Raw genomic sequence first — 24,996 nt, 5'->3', positions numbered from 1 at the left:
CGAAAAATGCAAAGGTAGACAGAGGGGGACGGCATGTATGAGATTGACTTCCTTCCCGTGGAGAGTGAGTCGGGGCAGGGTTCGAAGAGTGGTGACGCCATCGCACTGCGCTTCACCGTGGAGGCGGAGCAGAGAAATGCAGTCATGGTGATCGATGGCGGCTTCTCGCACATCGGTGAAAACCTTGCAGATCACATCGCCCAGTACTATGGGACCGATATCGTCGACCTAGTGGTATCTACCCATCCAGATGCGGATCACCTCAATGGGTTGTCGACGCTAATCGAAAAGGTGCAGGCAAAGGAGCTGCTCATTCATCTGCCAAGAATGCACACCCGGGACGCGGGAGACTTCAGCAACTTGGAGGCTCTGGATTCCCTGATCTCACTTGCTCAGTCCCGAGGTGTTAGCATCACCGAACCCTTCACAGGGCTGAGTCGATTCGGTGGGCAGGTTTCAGTACTTGGCCCCACTATGTCCTACTACGAGTCGCTTCTCGAACGACATCTATCTGATGAGCGAAGCGGGTCGACTCGTGCTTCTAAAGGTATTTTTGGCTCGGCAGTTCATGGATTGCTGTCTAAGGCACTCTCATATCTACCGATAGAGACATTGGATGACGACGGTGAAACCGGCCCGCGAAACAATTCTTCGGTAATTACGCTTCTACGCGTGGGGTCGCATCGGCTGCTGTTCACCGGAGATGCAGGGATTCCGGCCCTTGGTGACGCATGCGAAGAGTATGAGCGCACCGTCGGAAATTTTGCCGTCGCACCGCTAAGCTTTTTTCAGGTGCCGCACCACGGAAGCCGTAGGAATCTTGGGCCGACCATCCTGAACAGGATTCTTGGCGAACCGGGCGTTCCTCGTCATTCTAATGTGACGGCGTTTGTCAGCTCGGCGAAGATCTCAGAAAAACATCCGTCCCCTAAAATTGTTAACGCCTTGACTCGACGGGGCTGTCAGGTGTTCGCGACCGAGGGACGCACTATCACGCACTGGAATGGTGCTCCCGCACGAGTGAACTGGACTACGCTCACGCCGTTTGGTCCCCTTGTCGAGGAGGATGACTAGGAAGCGAAAGTTTCTGCTATTTATCAAGGTCGGTGGAGCGATTTTGGGCTGAAGCTGATTTGGGGTGACTGATCATGGCCCCGTAAGCTTCCGGCACGTCGGGCAGTCTGTGGACCTGCCCGGTAGAGCACGACGTTGAGGCCATGATCTTAGAGGCTCGCCCCAAAGTGGCTGCCTAACTGGCTGTTCTCTATCCGTGTATGGTCAGCCAGGCCTCGAACCGGGAGCTGAATCGGGTGTGTTGTCACGTGCCTCGGCATGGAGGAAGGGGCTCTTGGTAGCTCGCGGATGTCGAGTCCAGCGAGGAGCAAAAGGCCCTGTTGTCGAAGTGTTGCGTGGCGATGGTTGCCGGGCCCAGTTCGTCTACTCCTGGGTGTGACTGTCTCGTCCACATGTTCGGGAACGCGGTCGACCGGCCGGCGCGCCAGCCTCGGTACGGCTCGGACATGAGCGATGCCGAGTGGGCCCTGGTACGGGGACTTGCCGCCGGTTCGATCTACTCGATGCCGTCGGCAGCCAGGTACCTGGTGTGCTCTCTTCGATGTACCCGGGCTCAGCCAGGCGGGGACTCGCCTCGATCAACCATGCTGGGTAGTTGGTCGCCTGCCTGGGTGGGCCACTGGACGTCATCTACGTACCGGTGGCAAAAGCGCAGGGCTGTCTTGCTTCCCTCTTCGATCCTCAGACGCTCTGCGATCTCTGCGGATGCGGGCAGGATCTCGACACGGAACGTCTGGTGAGGACGTCGACCCGCGTTCGTGATGTCGAGGTTGTGGGCATCGCCGTTCTGGAAGAACTGCAGGTTCTCGAACCCGGGATGCGTTCAGCTCGAATACCTCGTGCGCCCTGACCTCGTAGCCAAGCCCTTGACTGGACGCGACTAGCCCCTCACCGACCAGCAGCGCCACGTCGGGTAGGGGCCGTTGTCGATCTCTCTGCGCAGAGCGTCAGCGACCTGGCCGTACTTCGGCTGCACCGCACCGCCGAGCGATAGCGTCGGCGCATGATCTCGGGCGCGGGAGACAGCCAGAGCAGCGCGGTGCCGGTCGCGGTGGATGCTGCCCTTAAGCGGGCGTGCCGGGAGGCTGGGCTTGATTCGGGCGGGGCCGAGTTGGTGCGGTTCGGGTCGAATGCCGTGTACCGGCTCGGGAAGGCACCTGTCATCGTGCGGATCGCCCAAGGGGCGAGCGGGATGCCCGACGCGGAGCGGTCCGTTCGGGTGGCGCGCTGGCTGGCGGAGGAGGACCTTCCCGCCACCCGTGCGCTGCCGGGTGTTCGTCAGCCGCTGCTGGTCGGTGGCCATGTGGTCACGTTCTGGGAGAGCGCCCAGGACCGCGAGGAGTACGCGACCGTGGCCGAGCTGGCTGATCTTCTGCGGCGTCTGCACGGGCTGGCGGAACCGCCGTTCCTGGGGCTTCCCCACTACGACCCGATGCCCAAGGTCCGGGAGAGCCTCCGGGGACTCGTCGGTGTCAGTGACGACGACCGGTCGTACCTCGAAGAGCGAGCCGCGCGGCTCGGCGAGGAGTACGGCCGGCTGGGCTTCGCCCTCCCCTTCGGGGTGATCCACGGGGACGCGAACATCGGGAACGTCCTGCGCCACCGGAACGGTCAGGCGATCCTGAGCGACCTCGACGGCTTCGCTCTGGCACCTCGCGAGTGGGACCTCGTGCTGACCGCGATCTACTTCGACCGGTACGGCTGGCACACGCGATCGCAGTACGAGGAGTTCGCCCGCCGCTACGGGTTCGACATCCGGAACTGGGCGGGCTACAAGGTGCTCGGCGACCTCCGTGAGCTGAGGATGACGCTCTGGATGGGGCGCCGGGCCGCCGCGAACGAGCAGGCCGCAGCGGAGTTCGCGCACCGTGTGGCGGACATCAGGAGCGGCGACGAGCGGCACGGCTGGAGCCCCTTCTGACGCGCGCTCACCGTCGCGGAGGAGACGCGTCCGTGGCGTTCCACAGCCGGTATTCCCGTGCCTGCTCCTGGAACTCCCGGACAGCGGCGACCTCGCCGAAGCGCCTCAGGTGCTCGCGGAACTCGCCCAGGTAGGCGACGCAGCGCGTGGACCTGAGCTGTTCCCCGAGGTCCAAGGCGTCGAGCGCGACACGGCAGGCCTCTTCAGGAGCCCCCGCGTGCAGGTGAGCGTCGGCCAGGACCATGGTCACGAAGAAGTCGCTGCGCACGTGGCTGCCGCTCACCGCGTTCTCGGCGTGGGTCACGGCCCGCCGGGCGCTCCTCACGTCGCGGAAGCAGTGGGCGAACTCTGCGGCCAGCTCGACCTGGTCGAAGTACGTGATCCACTCGGGTTCCTCGCCGCTGTCCGCGCTGTCCAGCGCCCTCGCCGCCGCCGCGAGGGCGAGTTCGCAGGCTCGCGTGTCGCCGGTACGGGCGAGAGCCCGTGCCTCCATCGCATGGAACTGGGCTCGGAGAGTGGCTGTGGCCACACCGGAGACGCCCATGAGGGCGCCGCGTGCGAGTGTGACCGCCTGCGTGAAGTGGCCGAGGAAGGTGGCCTGATGACTCATCGCGGACAGGATGCCTGCGGCCAGCCTGCGTTCGTCGGCGTCCTGGGCGAGGCGGAGGGCCTGAAGGAAGTAGCGCTGGGCAAGGCCGTGGTGGCAGGCGTCGTAGGCCATCCAGCCGGCCAGCAGGGTCGCCTCCGCGACGGCGGCGAACAGGGCCCGGCCGACCGGTTCCGCGTACCGGCCGCGGAGCAGGGGCACGACATCGCGACTGAGGTACTGGATCACGGAGTGGCGCGCGTGTTCGCCGCCGAACCGGTCGTCGAGCTGGGCGAAGACATCGGTCGTGGACCTGATCGTCTGCACGTCCGCGAGCCCGACGCGCAGGTCGTCGGAGCGCCGCGGGGCGGGAAGGGACGGCTCTGCCGCCACGAGCCAGCGGAGCGACGCCTCGTTCCACGCGTGCCGGGACGGCTCGGCCCGCAGCAGCGGTTCGTAGCCGTTGAGATCGGCGTGCCAGAGGCGGTCGGCATGGGTGATCGTCTCCTCCGGGCTCGCCGGGCAGCCGGCGTCCAGAAGCGTCGCGTCCCGGCCGGTGATGTGGTCGAGTCCCAGTTCCGCCGCGGTCGATCCCAACGCCTCGCAGAGCAGCGGACCGTAGAACCCGTCCGGCACGCTGTGGCCGTTCTCCCAACTCGCGATGCGGCGCTTCACGCTGGTGTCGGCGGGAAGTCCGTGGCCATGCCGGGCCGCCGTGCGCCGCAGTTCAGCGACCAGCCGAGGCTGGCTCCAGCCGCGCTTCCCGCGGGCCTCGCGGAGAAGGACGCCGATCGACCGGACCGTGCCCGTGGTCCTCGCCTCCTCGCGCTTCGCGTGCCGACGCCGTAGCCCTTCATTCTTTCTGAAGGGGGCCGGGAAGAACCTCGTTTCTCCCAGAAGGACTTCGGAACCACCACCACAGGGGTGACGGGGGATGACGCGTTCGTGCGCCTCTCGTCATCCCCCGTCACCCCCTGTCATCTGCCCGGCCCCGGCGTCCGGGGCCGATCCTGGGCGCGCGGCGGCCGAGGGGCCGTCACGCCGACAGGGGTGAGACGACGTGCAGAGAATGACAAGGCGGGGCATCGAGTGGCTGTCCGCCGCGGCAGCGGATCCGGAACTGTGCCGGGCGCACTGGGCGGACGACCCACGGCAGCCGTACGCGCTCCCGTCCGGCCGCCTCTTCGATGTCGTGGTGATCGATTAGCGGATCGGGCTGGAGACGTTCGACCACCTCGAACGGTGGCGGATGCCGGTGGGACCCGCGGTGATCGACCATGCCTCGAAGCGGACGGGGTTCTTCCTGCCGCCGCGTTCCCGTGACCGGTTCGCTCGCACCCTGACCAGGGAGACTGGTGCGACGCCCGCGTACCGGTATCTGGAGCACGGGTCGTACGTCGTGGTGCCCGGCCCCCTCCCGCTCTCCGGCGACCGCTACCAGTGGCTGGCCGCTCCTCGGCATCGTCCCGAGGCTTCGCCGCTGCGGACCGTCGCCCTGGCCGTCATGCTCGTGGCGGCCGCCGACACTGTCGCCCGCGCGGACCGGTACGGGGAGCGGTATCCGAGCACCGGGACCGCCCACGCGGCGGAGGCCGAGGCGGACGCTTCCCCCGGAAGCTGAGCATGAGCCGCCGTCCCCATGTACCCCCATACCTGGATCTGCCCGGAACAGCTGATCTCTCTTCGGACACCATCCGGCAACAGGCGCCGTCGTAGGCTTCGGTTCCGCATACAGTTCGAGGCACGCATCGCCTTTGAACGCGTTCAAGAAAGCCCGCGCGGGCGAAGGCGCCATGGGAGGGACGGGGAGGAGCGCGGTGATGCGCAAGGGGACCAAGGCCGCTGTGGTGGGCGGTGTGTGTGTCGTGCTGGTCGGTGGGGCGGTGTACGGCGGATACAACATCGTCTCGGCGCTGGAGGGGGACGCGACCGCGAGCGGGCCGGCGCCCGCGCGGACGGGGCCGCCGACGCGGGACGAGGTGAAGGACACCACGTCGAAGTTCTTCGCGGCCTGGGAGAAGGGCGACGCGACGAAGGCCGCCTCATACACCAACTTCCCGCAGGATGCCCAGCAGTTGCTGTCCTCCTACGGACACGAGGCGCACATCACGGATGTGAAGATCGCGCCGGGGGCCGCCGCCGGCACCACCGTGCCCTTCTCGGTGAAGGCCACCGTCTCCTACGGCGGAAAGACCGCGCCGCTCGCCTACAGCAGCAAGCTGTCCGTGGTGCGCGGCGAGACCAGTCACCGGGCGCTCGTCGACTGGCAACCGGTGCTCGTGCACCCGCAGTTGAAGAAGGGCGACACGCTGGTCACCGGCGACTCGGCCGCCCCGCCGATCGAGGCCGTCGACCGCGACGGCAACGTTCTCACGAAGGACAAGTACCCTTCCCTGGGCCCGATCCTGGACGCGCTGCGGTCGAAGTACGGCGACAAGGCGGGCGGTTCCCCGTCCGTCGAGCTGAGCATCCACCACGCCGACACCGACGCGGCCGAGACCCCGCTCATCACCCTCGCCGAGGGCAAGCCGGGCAAGCTGCGCACGACGCTCAGCGCGAGCGCCCAGGCGGCGGCCGAGAAGGCGGTGGACAAGTTCGCGGAGTCCTCCGTCGTGGCCGTCCAGGCGTCCACCGGCGAGGTGCTCGCGGTCGCCAACCACCGCGCGGACGGCTTCAACGCGGCGTTCCTGGGCCAGTTGGCGCCGGGGTCCACCATGAAGATTGTCACCGCCGCCGCCCTCATCGACAACGGCCTCACCAAGGCGAGCGGGCCCGCGCCCTGTCTGCCGGACGTGCTGTGGGAGGGCCAGACCTTCCACAACCTCAAGGGCATGCAACCCGACGAGCACGCCACCCTCTCGGACAGCTTCGCCCGCTCCTGCAACACCGCCTTCATCAAGTTCACCCCCAAGCTGAAGTCCGACTCCCTCACCCGGGAGGCCCAGGAACGCTTCGGGCTCGGCCAGAACAACTGGAAGACCGGCATCCCGTCCTTCGACGGCTCGGTGCCGGCCGTCGACGGCCCGGACCGGGCGGCCAACTTGATCGGCCAGGGCCGGGTGCAGATGAGCCCGCTCAACATGGCGTCGGTGACGGCCACCGCGATCACCGGGGGCTTCCACCAGCCCGTCCTGGTCTCCGCCGGCCTCGACGACCGCGAACTGGCCACGGCCAAGGGCCTCCCGGCAAGCACCGTCACCCAGCTGCGGCAGATGATGAACCGCACCGCCACCAGCGGCACCGGCGCCGCCGCGATGTCCGGACTGAGCGGCAGCATCGGCGCGAAGACCGGCTCCGCCGAGGTCGACGGGCAGGCCAAGTCCAACAGCTGGTTCACCGGGTACCGCAACGACGTCGCGGCGGCGGCCATGACCCAGGAGGGCGGCCACGGCGGCGACGCGGCCGGCCCGATCGTCGCGGCGGTGCTGCGCGCGGCGGGCTGAGGCACTCCGCCGCCCGGTCCGTCTTCCCGGAAGGGCCGCCGCGCACCTCCACTGCCCCGCCCGGCGTGCGCCCCGGCGCCGTATGTCGCAGGTTGGCTACGGACGGTCCGAGTCGGCCACCGCGACGGACCCGGACCCTAGGGTGGTCCGGGCGCGTCTCATGTACGGCAGTACGGCAGTACGGCAGTACGGCAGTACGGCAGTACGGCAGTACGGCAGTACGGCAGCACTGCCGTAGCACGACAGCACGGCAGCACGGCAGCACGGGGACGACAGGACGACGGCGGCCACGGCAGCGCGGGTGGCGCGGCGGGGCCCGGCAGCGCGGAGGACGGAAGCCAGTGGGCAGGAGAAGGCGCGTCGCCGAGCGGCGCAGAACGCGGCCCGCGGTGGTCGGAGGCGTGGTCGCCGTGGTGGTGGGCGGCGCGGCGGTCGGCGCCTACACGCTCTCCGGCGGCGGCGCCGAGGCCGAGGGCCGCACCACCTCGGCGGCCGGCACCCACAAGAAGGTGCGGACCGGGCCCGTGACGGCGCTGGAGGTCCAGACCACGGCCGGGCGGTTCCTCACCTCCTGGCAGCAGGGCCGGGCGGCCGAGGCGGCCGCCTCCACCACCGACTCCGCCGCGGCCTCCGCGCTGCTCGCCCGATACGCCAAGGACGCCCACCTCAAGGACGTCACCCTCACCCAGGGCACCCCGCGCGGCGGCACGGTGCCGTTCTCCGTGAAGGCGACGGTCTCCTACCAGGGCGTGAACAAGCCGCTGGCGTACAACAGCGCGCTGACCGTGGTGCGCCGCGCGGCGGACGGCATACCCGTCGTCGACTGGCACGCGGCCGTCGTGCACCCGGACCTGAAGGACGGCGACACCCTCGTCACCGGGGCGTCCGGCACCCCGCCGGTCAAGGCCCTGGACCGGGACGGCGGCGCGCTCACCACGGCCGCGTACCCGTCGCTGGGCTCGGTCCTGGACGGGCTGCGCGAGAAGTTCGGGAAGACGGCGGGCGGCCGGGCGGGCGTCGAACTGCGCGTGGTGCGCGGCGCCGCGTCGAAGAAGGCCGAGCTGGCGGACAAGACCCTCGTCGAGCTGAGCAAGGGCACCCCGGGCACGGTGCGCACCACCCTGAGCCCGGCGCTCCAGTCGGCCGCCGAGCAGCAGGTCGCCGGGCGGGCCCGCGCCTCGGTGGTGGTGCTGCGCCCGTCCACCGGCGAGATACTCGCGGCGGCCAACAGCGGGCACGGCTTCGACACCGCCCTCCAGGGCTCCCTGGCGCCCGGCTCCACGATGAAGGTGATCACCGCCTCGCTGCTGCTCGACAAGAAGCTGGCGGCCGTGGACAAGGAGCACCCGTGCCCCAAGACGTTCAGCTACGGCGGCTGGACCTTCCACAACGACGACGACTTCGAGATCAAGGGCGGCACCTTCAAGGCGAGCTTCGCCCGCTCCTGCAACACGGCCTTCATCAGCCAGGCGGGCAAGCTGAAGGACGACGACCTGACCCGGCAGGCCCGTGAGGTGTTCGGGCTGGCGCGGGACGACTGGTCGATCGGGGTGCCGTCCTTCGACGGCGCGGTGCCGGTGCAGTCGGCCGCGCAGAAGGCCGCCTCGCTCATCGGCCAGGGCGGGGTCCGGATGAACCCGCTCAACATGGCGTCGGTGGCCGCGACCGTCCGGGCGGGCACCTTCCACCAGCCCTATCTGGTCTCCCCGGACACCGGCAAGCGCAAGCGGGCCACGGCCTCGCGCACGCTGTCCGCGTCCACCCTGTCCCAGCTGCGGGAGCTGATGCGGTACACGGCCGCCTCCGGCACCGCCGCCCAGGCGATGGCCGGACTCGGCCCCGACTACGGCGCGAAGACGGGGTCGGCGGAGGTCGACGGGCAGGAGAAGCCGAACGGCTGGTTCACCGCCTACCGCGGCGACCTCGCCGCGGCCGGTGTGGTCCAGGCGGGCGGCCACGGCGGCGACACGGCGGGCCCGATCGTCGCCGCCCTGCTGAAGAAGGGCGGCTGAGCCGTGGGGAACGGCGGCTGAGCCCTGCCGGGACCCAGGCAGGCTCAGTGGTGCGCCATCGCCGTCGCCGCGGCGGCCGCATACGTACGCCGCAGAAATCTGAGCAGCGTCTTCGTCTCGAACTGCACCACCGAGACGCCCCGCGGCGAGTGGAACTCCACCACGGCCTGCACCCGGCCGCACGGCCACACCCGCACCTCGCCGGTGCCGGTCGGGGCCCGCAGGCCCTGTTCGAGCAGCGACCGGGAGAACGTCCGCTCGGGCAGGCCGGGCAGAGCCATCCGGACCGCGCCCGGGTCGTCCTGGGGGTCGTAGCGCAGGACGACCGGGACACCGCAGTGCTCGTCCTGATGGTCGTCCTCGGTGACGACACGGGCTCGCGCGTACTGTTCGACTGCGGTCATCGGACGGCCCCTCACACTAGGCGACCTCGACGCGAGGCGGACACCAGCGAGACGTTCACTCGCTTCTGCACTCCTCTTTACCAATGTCCCACATCTGCGGTTTCATGCCCCCGCGTCCCGATCCGCTTCCCGCGCCGGTCCCGATCCGGCCCGCACTCGCCGCAGATGCATACCACCTCGCTCTTGCAAGAGGTTCGCAACACGCCACTATCATCGAACGGTGCATGTGCCTGACGGATTCATCAACGCTCCCACGTCCGCTGTCACCGGAGTCATCGCCGCCGGTGCCGTAGCGGTGAGCCTGCGCGGCGCGCGCCGGGAACTCGACGAGCGGACCGCACCGCTCGCCGGCCTGGTCGCCGCGTTCATCTTCGCGGTGCAGATGCTCAACTTCCCGGTCGCGGCCGGAACCAGCGGCCACCTCCTGGGCGGGGCGCTGGCCGCGATACTCGTGGGCCCCTACACCGGGGTCCTGTGCGTCTGCGTGGTCCTGCTCATGCAGGGCATCCTCTTCGCCGACGGCGGCCTGACCGCGCTCGGCGTCAACATCACCGACATGGCGATCGTCACCACGGTCGTCGCCTACGCGGTCTTCCGCGGCCTGGTGAAGGTGCTGCCGCGCCGCCGCCGCTCGGTCACGGTCGCCTCCTTCGTGGCCGCGCTGCTCTCCGTCCCGGCCGCCTCCGTCGCCTTCACGCTGATCTACGCGGTCGGCGGCACCACCGATGTGGCCATCGGCAAGGTCGCCACCGCCATGATCGGCGTGCACGTCCTCATCGGCATCGGCGAGGCCGCGATCACCGCGCTCACGGTGGCCGCCGTCATCGCCGTACGCCCCGACCTGGTGTACGGCGCGCGCGGTCTTGAGCAGCGGCTGAAGCTGCGGGTCGGCGGCGAACTGGTCGACGCCCCCGCCGCCGGACCGGCCCCCGTCCCGGCCGCCGCCGCCACCGCGCGGCCGCACCGCAAGCTGTGGATCACCGGCCTGGTGACCTCGCTGGTGCTGGCCGGTTTCGTCAGCTTCTACGCCTCCGCCAGCCCCGACGGCCTGGAGAAGGTCGCCCACGACAAGGGCATCGACCAGAAGGAGGAGGCGCACGCCTCCGCGGACTCCCCGCTCGCCGACTACGGCGTCAAGGACATCTCCGACGCCCGGCTGTCCGGCGGGCTCGCCGGGGTGATCGGCGTCGGCGTGACCGTCGCCGTGGGCAGCGGGGTCTTCTGGGTCGTGCGCAGGCGCCGTACGGCCGGATCCGAGACGCCGTCCTCCCAGGCCGCGGCCTGACGTGGGAGCGGGCCACGCGCACCGGCTCTACCGGCACGGGCACTCCCCCGTGCACGGGCTGCCGCCGCACACCAAGCTCGCCGCGGCCTTCGCGTTCGTGGTGGTCGTGGTGTCCACCCCGCGCGAGGCGGTGTGGGCGTTCGCGCTGTACGCGGTGCTGCTGGCCGCCACCGCCGCCGTGGCCCGCGTGCCCGCCGGCTTCCTGCTCAAGCGGCTGCTGATCGAGATCCCGTTCGTGGCCTTCGCGGTGCTGATGCCGTTCGTCGCCGAGGGCGAGCGCGTGCACGTCCTCGGGCTCTCGCTGAGCGTGAACGGCCTGTGGGGCGCGTGGAACGTGCTGGCCAAGGGCACCCTCGGCGTCGCCGCCTCGGTCCTGCTGGCGAGCACCACCGAACTGCGCGAACTGCTGCTGGGCCTGCAACGCCTCAAGCTCCCGCCCCTGCTGGTGCAGATCGCCTCCTTCATGATCCGCTACGGCGATGTGATCACCGACGAGATGCGGCGCATGCGCATCGCCCGCGAGTCGCGCGGCTTCGAGGCGAGCGGCGTCCGGCACTGGGGCGTGCTCGCCAAGTCGGCCGGCGCGCTGTTCATCCGCTCCTACGAGCGCGGCGAGCGCGTCCACCTGGCCATGGTGAGCCGCGGCTACGCCGGTTCGATGCCGGTCATCGACGAGGCGACCGCCTCCCGGGCCCAGTGGTCGTCCGCGCTGGCCCTCCCCGGTGCGGCGCTCGTCATCGTCGTCGTGGTCTGTCTGCTGGGGTGACTCCACCCACGCATGAACGCGCGGGCTTCCTGTGCCGGTGGCCAGGCCGCCGCACAGAGGACCAGCCCGGCCCTGTCGAGGATGTTCGAAGCGCCGACGTGGTCCGCGTTCGCGGTGAAGCCGCACGCCGTGCACCGGAACTTCGCTTGAGTGACGCGGTTCTCCTTCGCGACGTGCCCGCAGCCACCGAGGCTGGGTGGGCAGGTACGGGAGGTGTTGCGGGGATCCACTGGGATCACGAGGCGACCGGCACTCTCAGCCTTGTTCGCCAGGATCGCGAGGAACTGCCCCCAACCCGCGTCGAGGATGCTCCGGTTCAGCCCGGCCTTGGCGGCGGCACCGTTCGGGAGGAACGCACCGTCGTTCCCGGGGTCTGGCTTGGGTGCCGGGCTCTTGGCCATCCCGGCGATGTTCAGCCGCTCGTGCGCGATCACGTCGTTCTCGGCGATCAGCGCGCGGGCCGTCTTGTGGTGGAAGTCCAGACGCTGCCGCCGCACCTTCGCGTGCAGCCCGGCGACCTTGCGGGCGGCGGCGCGGTGTTTCTTGGTGCGCTGCCGGGTGCGCTCGGGGAACGTCGCCAGGTGCCGCTGCGCGGCGGCCAGCTCCCCGGCCATGGCGGCGAGGAAGCGCGGATTCGTTTCGTGCTCGCCCTCGGAGGTGGTGAGGAAGTGCGTGGCGCCCATGTCGATGCCGATGACCGCGCCGGTGGGCGGCAGTGCCCCGGCGGGCACGTTGTCGCAGGCCAGAATGACGTACCAGCGGCTCCCCTCACGCTTCACCGAGACCGTCTTGACGCGGCCCTTGACGGGTCGGTGCTGGTGCACGCGGATGTGCCCGACGCCTTGGAGACGGACACGGGTCTGCCGCTCGTGGGGGGTGGAGTCCCAGCGGCAGCCGTCGCCGTCCTTGGGGAAGGTGACGTTGTCAAAGTGTCCAACACCCTTGAACCTGGGGTATCCGGGCGTCCGGCCGGCCTTCACTCGCTCGAAGAACGCCCGAAACGATTTGTCCAGGCGACGCAGGGTGGCCTGCTGGGAGGAGAACGACCAGCGGCCCTGGCGTTCCGGGTCGAACGCGCGGATGTCCTTGAGCTGGGCGGACTGGTCCCCGTAGCGGACGGTGGTCTTCGAGGCGTGCCGCCAGGCGTCCCGGCGCTCCTGCAACGCCGCGTTGTACAGCGAGCAGTGGTCCCGCAGCATCTCACCGAGCGCGACCACCTGGCGGGCTGTGGGCCGCAGGAGGAACTTGTACGCCCGGATCACGGACCTTCCCCCTTCTGCTTCTTCCACGGCCGCTCCCACTGCGTGTCAATGTGTCGGCGCACGGTGTCCGCCGACACGGCGCCGACCGACGCGGCGAAGTACGACGACGACCACAGAGTCGGCAGCTGTGAACGGAGGTGCGGGAACTCCTCACGCAGAATGCGTGAGGAGAATCCCTTGAACTGGTTCGCGACGTACGACGCAGAGGACTTCGGGTCGTGTTTGACGAACAGGTGGACGTGGTCGGGCATGACTTCGGGTGTCACGATCTCCCACCCCCGCTCGCCGGCCTTCTGCCGGATCAGTTCGTCCAGTCGTACCGCGACCCGTCCACCGGGGACCGGGCGGCGGTACTTCGGGCACCACACGAGGCAGACAGTACAGATCCGTGCACACAGCCGAGGGCAGATCGGATCAAAGAAGCAATTCCCCCGCCGGCCGAAGCCGGTGGTCCCCTTGCCAGGAGAACTGATGGACCCTGTGACTACGCCTTCGACGCCGCCCTCCCTGGAGGTCTCCGGCCTCGCCTTCGCCTATCCGGACGGCCACCAGGCCCTGTTCGGCGTGGACTTCGCCGTCGCCCGCGGGGAGCGGGTGGCGCTGCTCGGCCCGAACGGCGCCGGGAAGACCACGCTCGTGCTGCATCTCAACGGCATCCTGAGCGGCGGCGCGGGCACGGTGACGGTGGCCGGGCTGCCGGTCGGCAAGCGGCACATGGCCGAGATCCGGCAGAAGGTCGGGATCGTCTTCCAGGACCCGGACGACCAGTTGTTCATGCCGACCGTGCGCGAGGACGTCGCGTTCGGTCCGGCGGCGGCCGGGCTGAAGGGGCCCGAGCTGGAGCAGCGCGTGCGCACCGCCCTGGAGCGGGTCGGCATGGCGGAGTTCACCGACCGGCCCCCGCACCACCTCTCCTTCGGCCAGCGCCGCCGGGTCGCGGTGGCCACCGTGCTCGCCATGGAGCCGGAGATCCTGGTCCTGGACGAACCGTCCTCCAACCTGGACCCGGCCTCCCGCCGTGAACTGGCCGACATCCTGCGCTCGTTGGACGTGACCGTCCTCATGGTCACGCACGACCTCCCGTACGCCCTGGAGCTGTGCCCGCGCGCGCTGATCCTCAGCGACGGCGTGATCGCGGCCGACGGACCGACCGGGGATCTCCTGTCCGACGAGGATCTGATGCACGCCCACCGGCTGGAACTGCCCTTCGGCTTCGACCCGCGCGTGGCCTCGGCCCCTAAGGGCTGAGGCCCCCCGAGGAATCGCAGGCGACGCCTCTGTGTTGCACTCACTGTCGCAGGCTGCGGACGGATACGAGTGACGAGTGGCAGGAGTACGGGTGTGGATGTGGACGTGAGCGGTGCGGTGGCCGAGGGCTTCGGACCGGTCAGGGACGCGTTCGCCGAGAACTTCGCCGTACGCGGCGAGCGGGGCGCGGCCCTCGCGGTGTACCGGGACGGGCACAAGGTCGTCGACCTGTGGGCCGGGAGCCGGGACGTCGACGGGGACCCGCGGGACGCGCCGTGGGAGCACGGCACCGCGCAGATAGTGCGCTCCGCGACCAAGGGCGTCGCCGCCGCCGCCCTCCTGCTCCTGCACCAGCGCGGCGAACTCGACCTGGACGCTCCGGTGGGCGCCTACTGGCCCGAGTACAAGGCGGCCGGCAAGGACCGGACCACCGTGTGGCAGCTGCTCGCCCACCGCGCGGGCGTGCCGGTCCTGGACCGGCCGCTCACCCCCGCCGAGGCCGCCGACCCGGACCTGGGCGCCCGCGCGGTCGCCGCGCAGGCCCCGGTGTGGGAGCCGGGCACCGGCCACGGCTACCACGCGCAGACGTACAGCTGGCTGACCGGCGAGCTGGTGCGGCGGGTGACGGGCGAGCCGGTCGGCGCCTGGATCGCCCGGGAGATCGCCGCTCCGGTGGGCGCCGACCTGTGGGTCGGGCTGCCCGCCGCCGAGACCGGGCGCGCGGGCCGGGTCGGACCGGTCACGGCACCCGAGTCCGCGGGCGGGCTGCGGCTGCGCCCCAAGCGCGCGGTCGCCGACGCCTACGCGGACCCCGCCTCGCTCACCCGGCGCGCCTTCGGCGCGATCACCCCGCTGCCCGACGAGAACGACGCCGCCTACCGCGCGGCGGCCCTGCCCGCGTCCAACGGCATCGCCACCGCCGACGGCCTGGCCCGCTTCTACGCCGCGCTGATCGGCGAGGTGGACGGCGGCCGACGGCTGTTCGAGCCCGGGACGCTGGAGCTGGCCCGCGCCGAGCGGTCCGCGGGCGCGGACCGGGTGCTGGTGGTGGGCACCCGGTTCGGCCTCGGGTACATGCTGCACGGCGGCGCGTCCCCGCTGCTCGGCCCCGGTTCCTTCGGCCACCCGGGCCGCGGCGGCGCCCTCGGCTTCGCCGACCCGGAGACCGGCACCGCCTTCGGCTGCGTCACCAACGGCTTCCGCGGCAGCGTGACGGCGGACCCGCGCGCGCAAGCACTCGTCCGGGCGGTCCGGACGGCACTGGCGCAACCGGCCTGACGGCGACCCGCCTGACACGCCCCGCCTGACGCGACCTTCAGACGTGGATCGGCTGGGAGGTGCGGCCCGAGGCGCTGTCGATCTCCTCGTGCGCCTTCGTGAGCAGCTCCATGGCGAGTTCGTTGAGGGCGCGCGCCCCGGCGATCTCCTCGCCGACGCGCGGCTGGTCGGAGTCGGTACGGTGCCTGCTGGCCCGCCCGTGCCCACGGATCTCGCTGCCGTCGGGCAGCCGCACCATGGCCGCCGCCCGCGTGTGCTGGCCGTCCTCCTGGAACTCCAGCTCCACATGCCATCCCACGGCTGTCTTCATCATGACCATCACCTCCGGGAACACCTCCTTCCAGGGTGCTCCCTCCCGGGGCGGTACGCAGCACCAGGTGCCCGGCGGGCGCCTAACCCGCGTGCAGCATCAGGCCGATGCCCACGACCAGCAGGCCCGCCGCCGCGAGCCGGGGTGCGCCGAAGCGCTCCTTGAAGAAGACGGCGCCGATGGCCGCGCCGACCAGGATGGAGGACTCGCGCAGCGCGGAGACGGGGGCGAGGTCGGCGCGGGTCTGCGCCCACAGGACCATGCCGTACGCCGTCACGGACAGGGCGGCGCCGAGCAGGCCGAGGGCGGCGTGGGGGCGCAGCAGGGCGGCGGAGCGGCCGCGCCAGCGGGTGAGGGCGTACACCGGGACGGCCACGCCCTCGATGACCATGAGCCAGGCGATGTAGCCGAGGGACGAGCCGGAGGCGCGTACGCCCAGGCCGTCCACGACCGTGTACGCGGCGATGGACAGACCGGTCGCGAGCGCGGCGCCGACCGCCGTCCAGTTCGGGCGGCGCCCGCGCAGCCCCCACAGCGCGACTCCGGTCAGCCCGGCGCAGGACAGCGCGATGCCGCCGGTCACCCACAGGTCCGGCACCTCGTGGGCGAAGACGGCGGCCAGGACCGTGACGACGAGCGGTGCCGTGCCCCGGGCGATCGGGTAGGTCTGCCCGAAGTCACCGAGCCGGAAGGACGTCATCAGCAGGACGTAGTAGACGACGTGCAGCACCGCCGATATGCCGAGGTACGGCCACGCGCCGGCCGCCGGGAAGGCCGCGAACGGCGCCAGCGCCACGCCGATCAGCACTCCGCCGCCGGAGATCAGGGTGAACCCGACGAGCTTGTCGGGGATGCGGTGCGCGAGGGCGTTCCAGCAGGCGTGGGTGACCGCGGCCAGCAGGACGGCCGCGGTGACCAGCGGCGTCACGAAGCGCGCTCGCGCACGTCCACGAGGACGGCCCCGGCTCGCTCGGCCAGCTCCTTCGGGGCCATCGGGAAGACCGTGTGCGGGGTGCCCGCCGCGGCCCAGACCAGGTCGTGCTCCAGCAGCGAGCGGTCGGCCAGCACCCGGGTCCGCGTCCGGTGCCCGAAGGGCGGCACCCCGCCGATGGCGTACCCGGTGGTGTCCCGTACGACGTCGGCCTTGGCGCGGGTGACCTTCTGGGCGCCCAGTTCCTCGCGGACGCGTTCCACGTCCACGCGGGAGGCGCCGTCCATGAGGACGAGCACCGGCACGCCGTCCGCGGCGAAGATCAACGACTTGCAGATCTGGCTCAGTTCGCACCCGACCGCCGCCGCGGCCTCGGCGGCGGTGCGGGTGGCCTCGGGGAAGTGCCGCACCCGCCCGGCCAGCTCGTCGAGCCCCAGCTCAGTCAGGGCCGCGACGAAGCGCGGGTGGACGCCGGGGGTGCCGTTCGTCATCGTCATGCCCGGCACGGTAGCGGTGCCCGCCCGCTCCCCGCGAAGTCATTCCCCGACGTACGCGAGGAAGTCCGCCCAGGAAGCGGGGGCGAGGGCGAGGCGTGACACCTCCGGACGCTTGGAGTCACGGACGTGGATCGTGGTGGGAGTGGTGGCGACCTCGACGCAATCGCCGGGCTCGCCGCTGCTGCTGTAGCTGCTCTTGAACCAGTGCAGTTCCGGCGTGCTCATGCCGGGTGACCGCCCTCCACCGCGTGCGCGAGGAAGCTCGTCCAGGCGACGGGGGCGACGGCCAGCCAGGCGGTGTTCGGGGTTTTGGAGTCGCGGATGTGGACCAAGGTTGGTGTGGTGGCGACCTCGACACAGTCGCCGGGGTCGTTGCCGTCGCTGTAGGTGCTCTTGAACCAGTGGAGGTCCGGAGTGCTCATAGTCTCCCCAGCATCTGCTCGATGAAGGCCAGTGACCTTCTCGGTGTGAGGGCCTGCGCTCGGATCATGCCATAGCGCGATTCGAGGACACGGAGGTCTCTGGGGCTCCCGACCGGGCGACCGTGGAACGTGCCGGTGGCCCGCCCGGCCCCCGAACCATCGGCGAACTTCAGCACATGGAGCTGGCCATCTCCTGACATACCGGCGTGATCCTCCAGATCGGTCGGCATGACTTGGAGAGAGACATTCCTCAACTGGGCCACTTCCAGGATGTGTTCCAGTTGACGACGCAACACCGCCTTCCCACCGATCGGCCGCTCCAGCGTCACCTGCTCCTGCACGAAACTGATCACCGGAGCCGGGTCCCGCTTGAGCACCGCTTGCCGGTCCATGCGCCCGGCGACCTCCCGCTCGATGACGTCCTCGGAAAGCGGAGGATGGCGTACCCGGTACAGCGCCCTCATGTACTCCGGTGTCTGGAGCAGGCCGTTGATGTTGTGGGTGCTGTACAGCAGCATCTCCACCGAGCGGCCTTCCATCTCGACCAGTTCCCGGACCTTCTTCGGGTACCGCGCCCGCCTCATGTCCTCCATGAACGCGCGCAGATGACCGTGCGCGTGCAGCACCTGGTCGGCCTTGTCGAGGAACTCCGGCCGGGGAATGCGTTGTCCCCGCTCGACCTTCCGGATCAAGTCCTCGCCGTACCCGAGCACTTCCGCCAGTTCGCCGGTGCGCATCCCCGCCGCCTCCCGGCACACCTTCAGCAGCCGACCCACCGCCTGCACCAACGGTTCGATCTCGTCGCCGGGCTCCACGGACCAGCCGGACTCGTCCACATCATCAACCATGGCTCCTCCTTCGACGCGCACGCATACCCGTACAACGCGGCGAAGAGCCAGGACAGCACGGGACAGCCCCCGGACAGAACGAAAAGGGCGCGGCCCCCGCAGGAAGCCGCGCCCTCGTCCACGTATCCGGTCAGGCCAGGGCCGGTTCCCGGTCCTCCTCGCGGCCGTCCGCCGAGGACAGCGCGCGCAGGCCCTCGCCCTCGACGTCCACGTTGGGCAGCGCGCGGTCCAGCCACTTCGGCAGCCACCAGGCGCGGCGGCCGAGGAGGGCGAGGACCGCGGGGACGATGGCCATGCGGACGACGAACGCGTCGAAGAAGACCGCGACGGCCAGGCCGAAGCCGATCATCTTGATCATCGACTCGCTGGAACCGATGAACCCGGAGAAGACGGCGATCATGATGACCGCGGCGGCCGTGACGACGCGCGCACCGTGCCGGAAGCCGGTCACCACGGCCTGCCGGGGCTGCTCGCCGTGGACATACGCCTCCCGCATCCGGGTCACGAGGAAGACCTCGTAGTCCATGGCGAGGCCGAAGACGACACCCACCATGAAGATCGGCATCATCGACATGACCGGGCCGGTCTCCTCCACGCCCATCAGGCCGGACAGCCAGCCCCACTGGAAGACCGCGACGACCGCGCCGAGCGCCGCCATCACCGACAGCAGGAAGCCGAGCGCCGCCTTCAGCGGGACCAGGACGGAGCGGAACACCACGATCAGCAGCAGGAAGGCGAGTCCGACGACCAGCGCCAGATACGGGAACAGGGCGTCGTTCAGCTTCTGCGAGACGTCGATGTTCATCGCCGTGGACCCGGTGACCAGCACCTCGGCGTCCGTTGTGGCCTTGATGCCGCTGCCCGCGTCGCGGATGGCGTGCACCAGGTCCTCGGTGGTGGAGGAGGACGGCTTGGAGTTCGGGACGACGGTGATCGTCGCGGTGTCGCCGGCCTTGTTGGGCTGGGCCGGGGTCACCGTCACGACGTCCTTGAGGCCCTTGATGCTGTCGGTCACCTCGGTGAAGGCGGCCTTGGCGTCACCGCTCCCCTTGGCGTCGACGACGACCATCAGCGGGCCGTTGAAGCCGGGCCCGAAGCCCTCGGAGAGGAGGTCGTAGGCGCGGCGCTGGGTGGTGGACACCGGCTGGGAGCCGTCGTCCGGGAGGCCCAGTTCGAGGGAGGTGGCGGGCACCGCGGCGGCGCCCAGGCCGACCACGCCGAGCAGCAGCACGGCGACGGGACGGCGCACCACGAACCGGGCCCAGCGGGTGCCCATGTTGTCCCGGGCCGGCTGCTGTGCCTTCTCCGCGGCCCGGCCGCCGCCCAGCAGCCTGCTCTTCTCGCCGGTCGGCTTGATCCTGCGGCCGGCGTAGCCGAGCAGCGCCGGGATCATGGTGAGCGCGATCAGGACGGCGATGACGACCGTGCCGGCCGCGGCGATGCCCATCTTCGTGAGCATCGGGATGTTGACGACGGAGAGGCCGACCAGGGCGATGACGACGGTGAGTCCGGCGAAGACCACGGCGGAGCCCGCGGTGCCGGTGGCCCGGCCCGCCGCCTCCTCGCGGCTGTGGCCCTCGGCGAGTTCCGCGCGGTAGCGGGAGACGATGAACAGGGCGTAGTCGATGCCGACCGCGAGGCCGATCATCGAGGCGAGGATCGAGGTGGTGCTGCCCAGGTCGAGGGCGCTGGCGAGCGCGGTGACCGTGGAGACGCCGATGCCGACACCGATGATCGCGGTCAGCAGCGGCAGCCCGGCCGCCAGCAGCGAGCCGAAGGTGATGACGAGCACGACGGCGGCGATGGCGATGCCGATGACCTCGGTGGCCCCGGTCTCCGGCGCGGCGCTGAGCGCGTCACCGCCGATCTCCACGGTCAGCCCGGCGTCCCGCGCGTGCTGCGCGGCGTCCTTGAGCGCGGTGCGCGAGGAGTCCTCCAGCTCCATGCCGGAGACCTTGTACTTCACCGAGGTGTAGGCGACGGTGCCGTCCTTGCTGACGGCGTTGCCGGTGTAGGGGTCGGCGACGGAGGCGACCTCGGAGCCGTCCGACAGCTCCTTGACGGTCTTCTCGACGGTCGCCTTGTTCCCGGCGTCGGTCATCTTCCCGCTGCCGGGTGCCTTGAACACCACGCGGGCGGTGGCCCCGTCGGCGCTCGCCCCGGGGAAGCGCTGCTCCAGCAGGTCGAAGGCCTTCTGCGCCTCGGTGCCGGGGATCGAGAAGGACGTGTTGCCCGCGGGGGGCGCGGAGGCGGCGCCGACACCGGCGAGGGTCAGCAGCGCCACCCATATCAGCGCGACGAAGTGCCGTCGCCTGAAGGCGAGGCGTCCAAGTTTGTACAGGAACGTGGCCACGTGGGCGTACTCCCGGTCAGGTCGTTGGGTGGATCAGGGCAGGGGTCATCAGCCCGACGACGTGAGCGGTGACGTCAGAAGGTGGGCTTGCTGAGGAGGAGAGCTACTGAGGTGCCTGGGGAGGGCGGTTCAGGAGGTGGTGGGCACGCCGAGGGCGGGGAGCACCACGGCGTCTATGTACGACCGCAGGAAGCCCTGGGTCGGCGGCTGGTCCTCGATCAGCGCCCGGACGACGAAGCCGCCGGCCAGCATGTGCACCACGAAGTCCAGCGCCGGGCAGTCCGGACGGATCTCGCCCCGGTCGACGGCCCGCTGGAGCAGCCGCTTGAACTCGGCCATCTCCGGTTCGATCAACTGCTCCCGGAAGGCCTGTCTGAGGTCCGGGTTGGAGTGCATCGCCATGGCCAGGCCCCGCATCAGCGCGGAGTTCTGCTCCATGGTGCAGTCGTCCTCGCGGCTCGTCAGCGCGTGCAGGTCGCCGCGGAGCGTGCCGGTGTCGGTGCCCTCCAGCTTCCCGGGCTTGCCGTGCCGCACGGCCCGCACGACCAGTTCGGCCTTGCCGCCCCACTGGCGGTAGAGCGTGGCCTTGCTGGAGCGTGTACGGGCGGCCACGGCGTCCATGGTGAGGGCGTCGTAACCGACCTCGCGGAGCAGGTCGAGGACGGCCGCGTACAGCTCGGCCTCGCGCTCGGGCGTGATCCGGCTCCGGCGCACCGCCGTCATCTCGGTCATCCCGTCCGCCTTCCCGCTGTGCACGACACGGTTTCGTACGACACGAATGTAGCGCACTCAGCTATCGAAACGAAACAGTTTCGTACGTGGGTTGGGTCACTTCTGTCGGATTCCCGTAAAGGAGTCCCCTGAGGGAGCCCCATGACTGCTCCGCAGTGCTCCGGAGTGCTCCCGGCGCGGTGCTCCGGTTGCCCGGCCCGGCACCCCGGCGAAGCATGGAGGAGGTGAGCTATCTGCGTATGCCGCACCTCAGCGGCGATCTGCTGTGCTTCGTGGCCGAGGACGACCTGTGGCTGGCGCCGCTCGACGGTGCGGGCCGGGCCTGGCGGCTCACCGTGGACCGCACCAAGACCGGCCACCCCCGCTTCTCCCCCGACGGCCGCCACATCGCCTGCACCAGCTGGCGCAGCCTGGCACCCGAGATCCATCTGGTCCCGGTGGACGGCGGGCCCGCCCGGCAGCTGACGTACTGGGGCAGCTCCGACACCCAGGTGTGCGGCTGGACGCCGCCCGAGGAGGACGGGCACCGCGAGATCCTCGCCGTCACCTCGCACGGCGAGCCGTTCTCCTACTTCACCTCGGCCTACAAGGTCGCCACCGACGGCTCACCCGGCCGCAAACTGCCCTGGGGGCCGGTCGCCGACATCCAGGCCGCCGAGACCGGCGGCGAGCGCAGGACCCTGCTGCTGACCGGCACCCCGCCCCACGAACCCGCCTCCTGGAAGCGCTACCGCGGCGGCGCCACCGGCCGCCTCTGGCTGCACGGACAGCGGCTGCTGCCCGAGCTGAACGGCCATCTGGCCTGCCCGATGTTCGTCGGCGACCGGATCGCCTTCCTCTCCGACCACGAGGGCGTCGGCAACCTCTACTCCTGCGCCCCCGACGGCTCCGACCTGCGCCGCCACACCGACCACGACGCCTTCTACGCCCGGCACGCCGCCGGGGACGGCCGGCGCGTGGTGTACCAGTGCGCGGGCGACCTGTGGATCGTGGACGACCTCTCCCCCGACTCGGTGCCGCGCCGCCTGGACGTACGGCTCAGCGGGCCGCGCGCGGGCCGCCGCCGCCACCCCGTCCCGGCCGCCCAGAACCTGGACGGCCTCTCCGTGGACGAGACCGGCCGGGCCAGCGCGGTCGTCGTCCGCGGCTCCCTGTACTGGCTCACCCACCGTGACGGCCCCGCGCGCACCCTCACCGACACGCCCGGCGTCCGCGTCCGGCTCCCGGAGATGCTCGGCGCCGGCGGCCGGATCGCCTACGTCACCGACGCGGGCGGCGAGGACGCGGTGGAGATCGCCCAGCTGCCGCGCGCCACCGGGCCCCGGCCGCCGCGCCGGATCGCCCAGGGCGAGCTGGGCCGGGTGCTGGAGATGGCCGCCGACCCCGACGGCGAACGGCTCGCCCTGGCCGCGCACGACGGACGGCTGCTGCTGCTCGACGTGACGGAGGAGGACGGCACGGAGACCGCCGACGGCGGCGGGCCCGGGGAGGCCGGTACGGAGGACGGTGGCGGGACCGAAGCGCAGGCCGGCGGGGAGAACGGCACGCGGGACGAGGCGGCCCCGGCCCCCCGCGGCACCGTCACCGAACTCGTCCGCTCCGTCAACGGCCCCGTGCGCGACCTCGCGTTCTCCCCGGACGGCGCCTGGCTGACCTGGTCGCAGCCGGGGATCGGCCGGACACTGCGCCAGATCAGGCTGGCCCGCATCAAGGACGGCCTGGTCATCGACGTCACCGACGGCCGCTTCGAGGACGAGAACCCCGTCTTCACCCGGGACGGCCGCTATCTGGCCTTCCTGTCCTGGCGCGGCTTCGACCCGGTGTACGACGTGCACACCGGCGACCTGTCCTTCCCGCTCGGCTGCAAGCCCTATCTGGTCCCGCTGTCCTCCGCGACGCCCTCCCCCTTCGCGCTGAACCCGGAGGGGCGCCCGGCGGCGGGCGGGCTCGACCCGGTGGAGGACGAGGAGAACGGCGAGCCCGGCGCGGTCACCGTCGAGGTGGAGGGCCTGGAGAGCCGGGTGACGCCGTTCCCGGTCATCGCCTCCAAGTACTCGGCGCTCGCCCCGGTCGCGGGCGGCGGCCTGGTCTGGCAGCGCTGGCCGATCTCCGGCGCGCTCGGGGAGACGTTCGCCAACCCGGACGACACAACCGGCAGGCCCACCCTGGAGTACTTCCACATCAGCAAGGCGAAGAAGTCCGAACTCGTCGGCCACCTCGACTGGTTCGCGGTCAGCGGCGACGGCACCCGGCTGGTCGTGGTCGACGAGGGCGAGCTGCGCGCGGTGCCCTCCACCGAGCCGGGCGACAGCGACACCACGACCTGGATCGACCTGCGCCGGATCCTGCACGTCGTCGACCCGGGCGCCGAGTGGAGCCAGGCGTACGAGGAGGCCGGGCGGCTGATCCGGGCGTACTTCTGGGAGCCGCGGATGTGCGGCATCGACTGGGACGGGGTGCTCGCCCAGTACCGGCCGCTGGTCGAACGGGTCGCCTCCCCCGACGAGTTCGCCGATCTGCTGCGCGAGGTGCTGGGCGAACTGGGCACCTCCCACGCCTATGTCGCCGCCGCCCGCCGCAACGAGGGCCCCGCGCACTACCAGCGCTGGCAGGGCCTGCTCGGCGCCGACCTGGTGCCGCGCGAGGAGGGCTGGACCGTCCGCCGGATCCTGCCCGGCGACTCCTCCGACTCGCGCGCCCGCTCGCCGCTGGCCGGCACCGGGATCCGCGCGGGCGCCGCGCTGACCCATGTCGACGGACGGCCGGTCGACCCGGTGACGGGCCCCTGGCCGCTACTGGCCGGGTCCGGCGGTACGACGGTGGAGCTGACGTTCTCGCCCGCGGGCGGACAGGGACCGGCCCGCCGGGTCGCGATCGTCCCGCTGGTCGACGACCGGCCGCTGCGCTACCAGGACTGGGTCGCCAAACGCCGGGCGGTCACCCGTGAGTTGAGCGACGGCAGGTGCGGCTATCTGCACATCCCCGACCTGGGCGGCTCCGGCTGGGCGCAGTTCATCCGGGACGTGCGCATGGAGATGTCCCGGCCCGCGCTCATCGTGGACGTACGCGGCAACGCGGGCGGCAACATCAGCGAACTGGTCATCGAGAAGCTGACCCGGACCATCCTCGGCTGGGACCTGACCCGCGACGCCCAGCCGGTCTCGTACACCTCCAACGCGCCGCGCGGCCCGATCGTGGCCCTCGCCGACGAGGCGACCAGCTCCGACGGCGACATGATCACGGCCGCGATCAAGCTGCTGGAGCTGGGTCCGGTGGTCGGCCAGCGCACCTGGGGCGGCGTGGTCGGCATGACCGGGCGGCACCGGCTCGGCGACGGCACGGTGATCACGGTGCCGATGAACGCGGCCTGGTTCGACGCGTACGGCTGGTCCGTGGAGAACCACGGCGTCGAGCCCGACATCGAGGCGCTGCGCACCCCGCTGGACTGGGCCGAGGGCCGGCACGTCGAGATGGACCGGGCCATCGAACTGGCCCTGGAACTCCTGGCGTCGCACCCGGCCGCGACCCCGCCCGGCTACGGCGGCGTGCCCGACCTCGCCCGTCCGAAGCTGCCGCCGCGGCAGACCTGAGGTCCCGGCAGCCGCATGGGGTGCCCCGGTGCAC

At 70.8% G+C, this 24,996-nt stretch carries 22 protein-coding genes and 2 pseudogenes; 11 read left to right on the top strand and 13 right to left on the bottom strand.

Features of this window, described 5'->3' with window-relative positions:
* The first annotated feature begins 33 nt into the window (after positions 1-33).
* Positions 34-1,074: a ComEC/Rec2 family competence protein gene (locus tag R4Z62_RS19950; RefSeq protein WP_491520506.1), complete on the top strand. Its 1,041-nt coding sequence runs from the start codon at positions 34-36 to the stop codon at positions 1,072-1,074.
* A gap of 499 nt (positions 1,075-1,573) precedes the next feature.
* On the opposite strand, the pseudogene R4Z62_RS19945 reads toward R4Z62_RS19950, so the two are convergent.
* Positions 1,574-2,017: pseudogene (locus R4Z62_RS19945) on the bottom strand (GntR family transcriptional regulator); the annotation flags it as partial.
* A 60-nt stretch (positions 2,018-2,077) separates the two neighbouring features.
* Between R4Z62_RS19945 and R4Z62_RS19940 the strand changes: the two are divergent.
* The gene (locus R4Z62_RS19940; RefSeq protein ID WP_491520505.1) at positions 2,078-2,995 is read left to right on the top strand and encodes a phosphotransferase enzyme family protein; all 918 of its coding nucleotides are present in this window, start codon (positions 2,078-2,080) and stop codon (positions 2,993-2,995) included.
* A gap of 7 nt (positions 2,996-3,002) precedes the next feature.
* Here R4Z62_RS19940 and R4Z62_RS19935 read toward each other — a convergent pair whose 3' ends face one another.
* Complete coding sequence (locus R4Z62_RS19935; RefSeq protein WP_491521900.1) at positions 3,003-4,373, bottom strand: NsdA family TPR-like regulatory protein; 1,371 nt, start codon at positions 4,371-4,373, stop codon at positions 3,003-3,005.
* A gap of 268 nt (positions 4,374-4,641) precedes the next feature.
* Between R4Z62_RS19935 and R4Z62_RS19930 the strand changes: the two genes are divergently transcribed.
* From R4Z62_RS19930 to R4Z62_RS19915, 4 genes are all read left to right on the top strand, one after another.
* Positions 4,642-4,788: a hypothetical protein gene (locus R4Z62_RS19930; protein ID WP_491520504.1), complete on the top strand. Its 147-nt coding sequence runs from the start codon at positions 4,642-4,644 to the stop codon at positions 4,786-4,788.
* A 42-nt stretch (positions 4,789-4,830) separates the two neighbouring features.
* The gene (locus R4Z62_RS19925; RefSeq protein ID WP_491520503.1) at positions 4,831-5,202 is read left to right on the top strand and encodes a hypothetical protein; all 372 of its coding nucleotides are present in this window, start codon (positions 4,831-4,833) and stop codon (positions 5,200-5,202) included.
* A gap of 199 nt (positions 5,203-5,401) precedes the next feature.
* The gene (locus tag R4Z62_RS19920) at positions 5,402-7,024 is read left to right on the top strand and encodes a penicillin-binding transpeptidase domain-containing protein (protein ID WP_491520502.1); all 1,623 of its coding nucleotides are present in this window, start codon (positions 5,402-5,404) and stop codon (positions 7,022-7,024) included.
* Between the two features lie 341 nt (positions 7,025-7,365).
* Positions 7,366-9,036 (top strand): penicillin-binding transpeptidase domain-containing protein, encoded by a 1,671-nt coding sequence (locus R4Z62_RS19915; RefSeq protein WP_491520501.1) that lies wholly within the window; start codon positions 7,366-7,368, stop codon positions 9,034-9,036.
* A 44-nt stretch (positions 9,037-9,080) separates the two neighbouring features.
* Here R4Z62_RS19915 and R4Z62_RS19910 read toward each other — a convergent pair whose 3' ends face one another.
* Entirely contained in the window at positions 9,081-9,440 is a 360-nt protein-coding gene (locus R4Z62_RS19910) for an SsgA family sporulation/cell division regulator (RefSeq protein WP_381737581.1), read from the bottom strand.
* 220 nt (positions 9,441-9,660) lie between these two features.
* Between R4Z62_RS19910 and R4Z62_RS19905 the strand changes: the two genes are divergently transcribed.
* A complete protein-coding gene (locus R4Z62_RS19905; protein ID WP_491520500.1) occupies positions 9,661-10,725 on the top strand; it encodes an energy-coupling factor ABC transporter permease in 1,065 nt (354 codons plus the stop codon).
* A 1-nt stretch (position 10,726) separates the two neighbouring features.
* A complete protein-coding gene (cbiQ, locus tag R4Z62_RS19900; RefSeq protein ID WP_491520499.1) occupies positions 10,727-11,491 on the top strand; it encodes a cobalt ECF transporter T component CbiQ in 765 nt (254 codons plus the stop codon).
* Positions 11,492-11,535: 44 nt separating this feature from the next.
* Here the strand turns inward: cbiQ and R4Z62_RS19895 are convergent.
* Both R4Z62_RS19895 and tnpA read right to left on the bottom strand, forming a co-directional pair.
* Positions 11,536-12,753: pseudogene (locus R4Z62_RS19895) on the bottom strand (RNA-guided endonuclease InsQ/TnpB family protein); the annotation flags it as partial.
* A complete protein-coding gene (gene tnpA, locus R4Z62_RS19890) occupies positions 12,750-13,163 on the bottom strand; it encodes an IS200/IS605 family transposase (protein WP_491521899.1) in 414 nt (137 codons plus the stop codon). The pseudogene R4Z62_RS19895 and the gene tnpA, both read right to left, overlap by 4 nt.
* A 61-nt stretch (positions 13,164-13,224) precedes the next feature.
* On the opposite strand from tnpA, the gene R4Z62_RS19885 reads away from it, so the two are divergent.
* Together R4Z62_RS19885 and R4Z62_RS19880 are read left to right on the top strand one after the other, a co-directional pair.
* Positions 13,225-14,001, top strand: a complete 777-nt coding sequence (locus R4Z62_RS19885) for an energy-coupling factor ABC transporter ATP-binding protein (protein ID WP_491520498.1) — start codon at positions 13,225-13,227, stop codon at positions 13,999-14,001.
* 99 nt (positions 14,002-14,100) lie between these two features.
* Positions 14,101-15,279 carry a serine hydrolase domain-containing protein gene (locus tag R4Z62_RS19880; RefSeq protein WP_491521898.1) on the top strand — a complete coding sequence of 393 codons (1,179 nt, stop codon included), beginning with the start codon at positions 14,101-14,103 and terminating at the stop codon, positions 15,277-15,279.
* A gap of 37 nt (positions 15,280-15,316) precedes the next feature.
* On the opposite strand, the gene R4Z62_RS19875 is transcribed toward R4Z62_RS19880, so the two are convergent.
* The 8 genes from R4Z62_RS19875 to R4Z62_RS19840 form a co-directional block, all read right to left on the bottom strand.
* Positions 15,317-15,592, bottom strand: a complete 276-nt coding sequence (locus R4Z62_RS19875; protein ID WP_064537477.1) for a DUF1876 domain-containing protein — start codon at positions 15,590-15,592, stop codon at positions 15,317-15,319.
* 79 nt (positions 15,593-15,671) lie between these two features.
* Positions 15,672-16,517, bottom strand: coding sequence for an EamA family transporter (locus R4Z62_RS19870; protein WP_382844664.1), 846 nt, complete (start codon positions 16,515-16,517; stop codon positions 15,672-15,674).
* Positions 16,514-17,017 carry a YbaK/EbsC family protein gene (locus R4Z62_RS19865; RefSeq protein ID WP_491520497.1) on the bottom strand — a complete coding sequence of 168 codons (504 nt, stop codon included), beginning with the start codon at positions 17,015-17,017 and terminating at the stop codon, positions 16,514-16,516. Before R4Z62_RS19865 ends, R4Z62_RS19870 begins: the two co-directional genes overlap by 4 nt.
* 39 nt (positions 17,018-17,056) lie before the next feature.
* On the bottom strand, positions 17,057-17,242 hold the full coding sequence (locus R4Z62_RS19860; RefSeq protein ID WP_382844668.1) for a DUF397 domain-containing protein: 186 nt from the start codon (positions 17,240-17,242) through the stop codon (positions 17,057-17,059).
* On the bottom strand, positions 17,239-17,439 hold the full coding sequence (locus tag R4Z62_RS19855; protein WP_382844670.1) for a DUF397 domain-containing protein: 201 nt from the start codon (positions 17,437-17,439) through the stop codon (positions 17,239-17,241). Before R4Z62_RS19855 ends, R4Z62_RS19860 begins: the two co-directional genes overlap by 4 nt.
* Positions 17,436-18,287, bottom strand: a complete 852-nt coding sequence (locus R4Z62_RS19850) for a helix-turn-helix domain-containing protein (protein ID WP_382844673.1) — start codon at positions 18,285-18,287, stop codon at positions 17,436-17,438. The genes R4Z62_RS19855 and R4Z62_RS19850 overlap by 4 nt, the downstream gene beginning before the upstream one ends.
* Before the next feature lie 130 nt (positions 18,288-18,417).
* Complete coding sequence (locus tag R4Z62_RS19845) at positions 18,418-20,640, bottom strand: MMPL family transporter (protein ID WP_491520496.1); 2,223 nt, start codon at positions 20,638-20,640, stop codon at positions 18,418-18,420.
* A gap of 129 nt (positions 20,641-20,769) precedes the next feature.
* Positions 20,770-21,372 (bottom strand): TetR/AcrR family transcriptional regulator, encoded by a 603-nt coding sequence (locus R4Z62_RS19840; protein WP_064533631.1) that lies wholly within the window; start codon positions 21,370-21,372, stop codon positions 20,770-20,772.
* Between the two features lie 215 nt (positions 21,373-21,587).
* On the opposite strand from R4Z62_RS19840, the gene R4Z62_RS19835 reads away from it, so the two are divergent.
* On the top strand, positions 21,588-24,962 hold the full coding sequence (locus tag R4Z62_RS19835) for a S41 family peptidase (RefSeq protein WP_491520495.1): 3,375 nt from the start codon (positions 21,588-21,590) through the stop codon (positions 24,960-24,962).
* The last annotated feature ends 34 nt before the right edge of the window (positions 24,963-24,996 follow it).

The organism is Streptomyces sp. PL-25 (assembly GCF_058344915.1).
This window is presented reverse-complemented; position numbering and strand designations above follow the sequence as displayed.

Coding starts and splice junctions, on each gene's coding strand:
- R4Z62_RS19835 (WP_491520495.1), top strand. CDS start 21,588: ATGGAGGAGGTGAGCTATCTGCGTATGCCGCACCTCAGCGGCGATCTG.
- R4Z62_RS19910 (WP_381737581.1), bottom strand. CDS start 9,440: ATGACCGCAGTCGAACAGTACGCGCGAGCCCGTGTCGTCACCGAGGAC.
- R4Z62_RS19875 (WP_064537477.1), bottom strand. CDS start 15,592: ATGATGAAGACAGCCGTGGGATGGCATGTGGAGCTGGAGTTCCAGGAG.
- R4Z62_RS19840 (WP_064533631.1), bottom strand. CDS start 21,372: ATGACCGAGATGACGGCGGTGCGCCGGAGCCGGATCACGCCCGAGCGC.
- R4Z62_RS19885 (WP_491520498.1), top strand. CDS start 13,225: ATGGACCCTGTGACTACGCCTTCGACGCCGCCCTCCCTGGAGGTCTCC.
- R4Z62_RS19865 (WP_491520497.1), bottom strand. CDS start 17,017: ATGACGATGACGAACGGCACCCCCGGCGTCCACCCGCGCTTCGTCGCG.
- R4Z62_RS19920 (WP_491520502.1), top strand. CDS start 5,402: ATGCGCAAGGGGACCAAGGCCGCTGTGGTGGGCGGTGTGTGTGTCGTG.
- R4Z62_RS19855 (WP_382844670.1), bottom strand. CDS start 17,439: ATGAGCACTCCGGACCTCCACTGGTTCAAGAGCACCTACAGCGACGGC.
- R4Z62_RS19940 (WP_491520505.1), top strand. CDS start 2,078: ATGATCTCGGGCGCGGGAGACAGCCAGAGCAGCGCGGTGCCGGTCGCG.
- R4Z62_RS19860 (WP_382844668.1), bottom strand. CDS start 17,242: ATGAGCACGCCGGAACTGCACTGGTTCAAGAGCAGCTACAGCAGCAGC.
- R4Z62_RS19925 (WP_491520503.1), top strand. CDS start 4,831: ATGCCGGTGGGACCCGCGGTGATCGACCATGCCTCGAAGCGGACGGGG.
- R4Z62_RS19950 (WP_491520506.1), top strand. CDS start 34: ATGTATGAGATTGACTTCCTTCCCGTGGAGAGTGAGTCGGGGCAGGGT.
- R4Z62_RS19850 (WP_382844673.1), bottom strand. CDS start 18,287: ATGGTTGATGATGTGGACGAGTCCGGCTGGTCCGTGGAGCCCGGCGAC.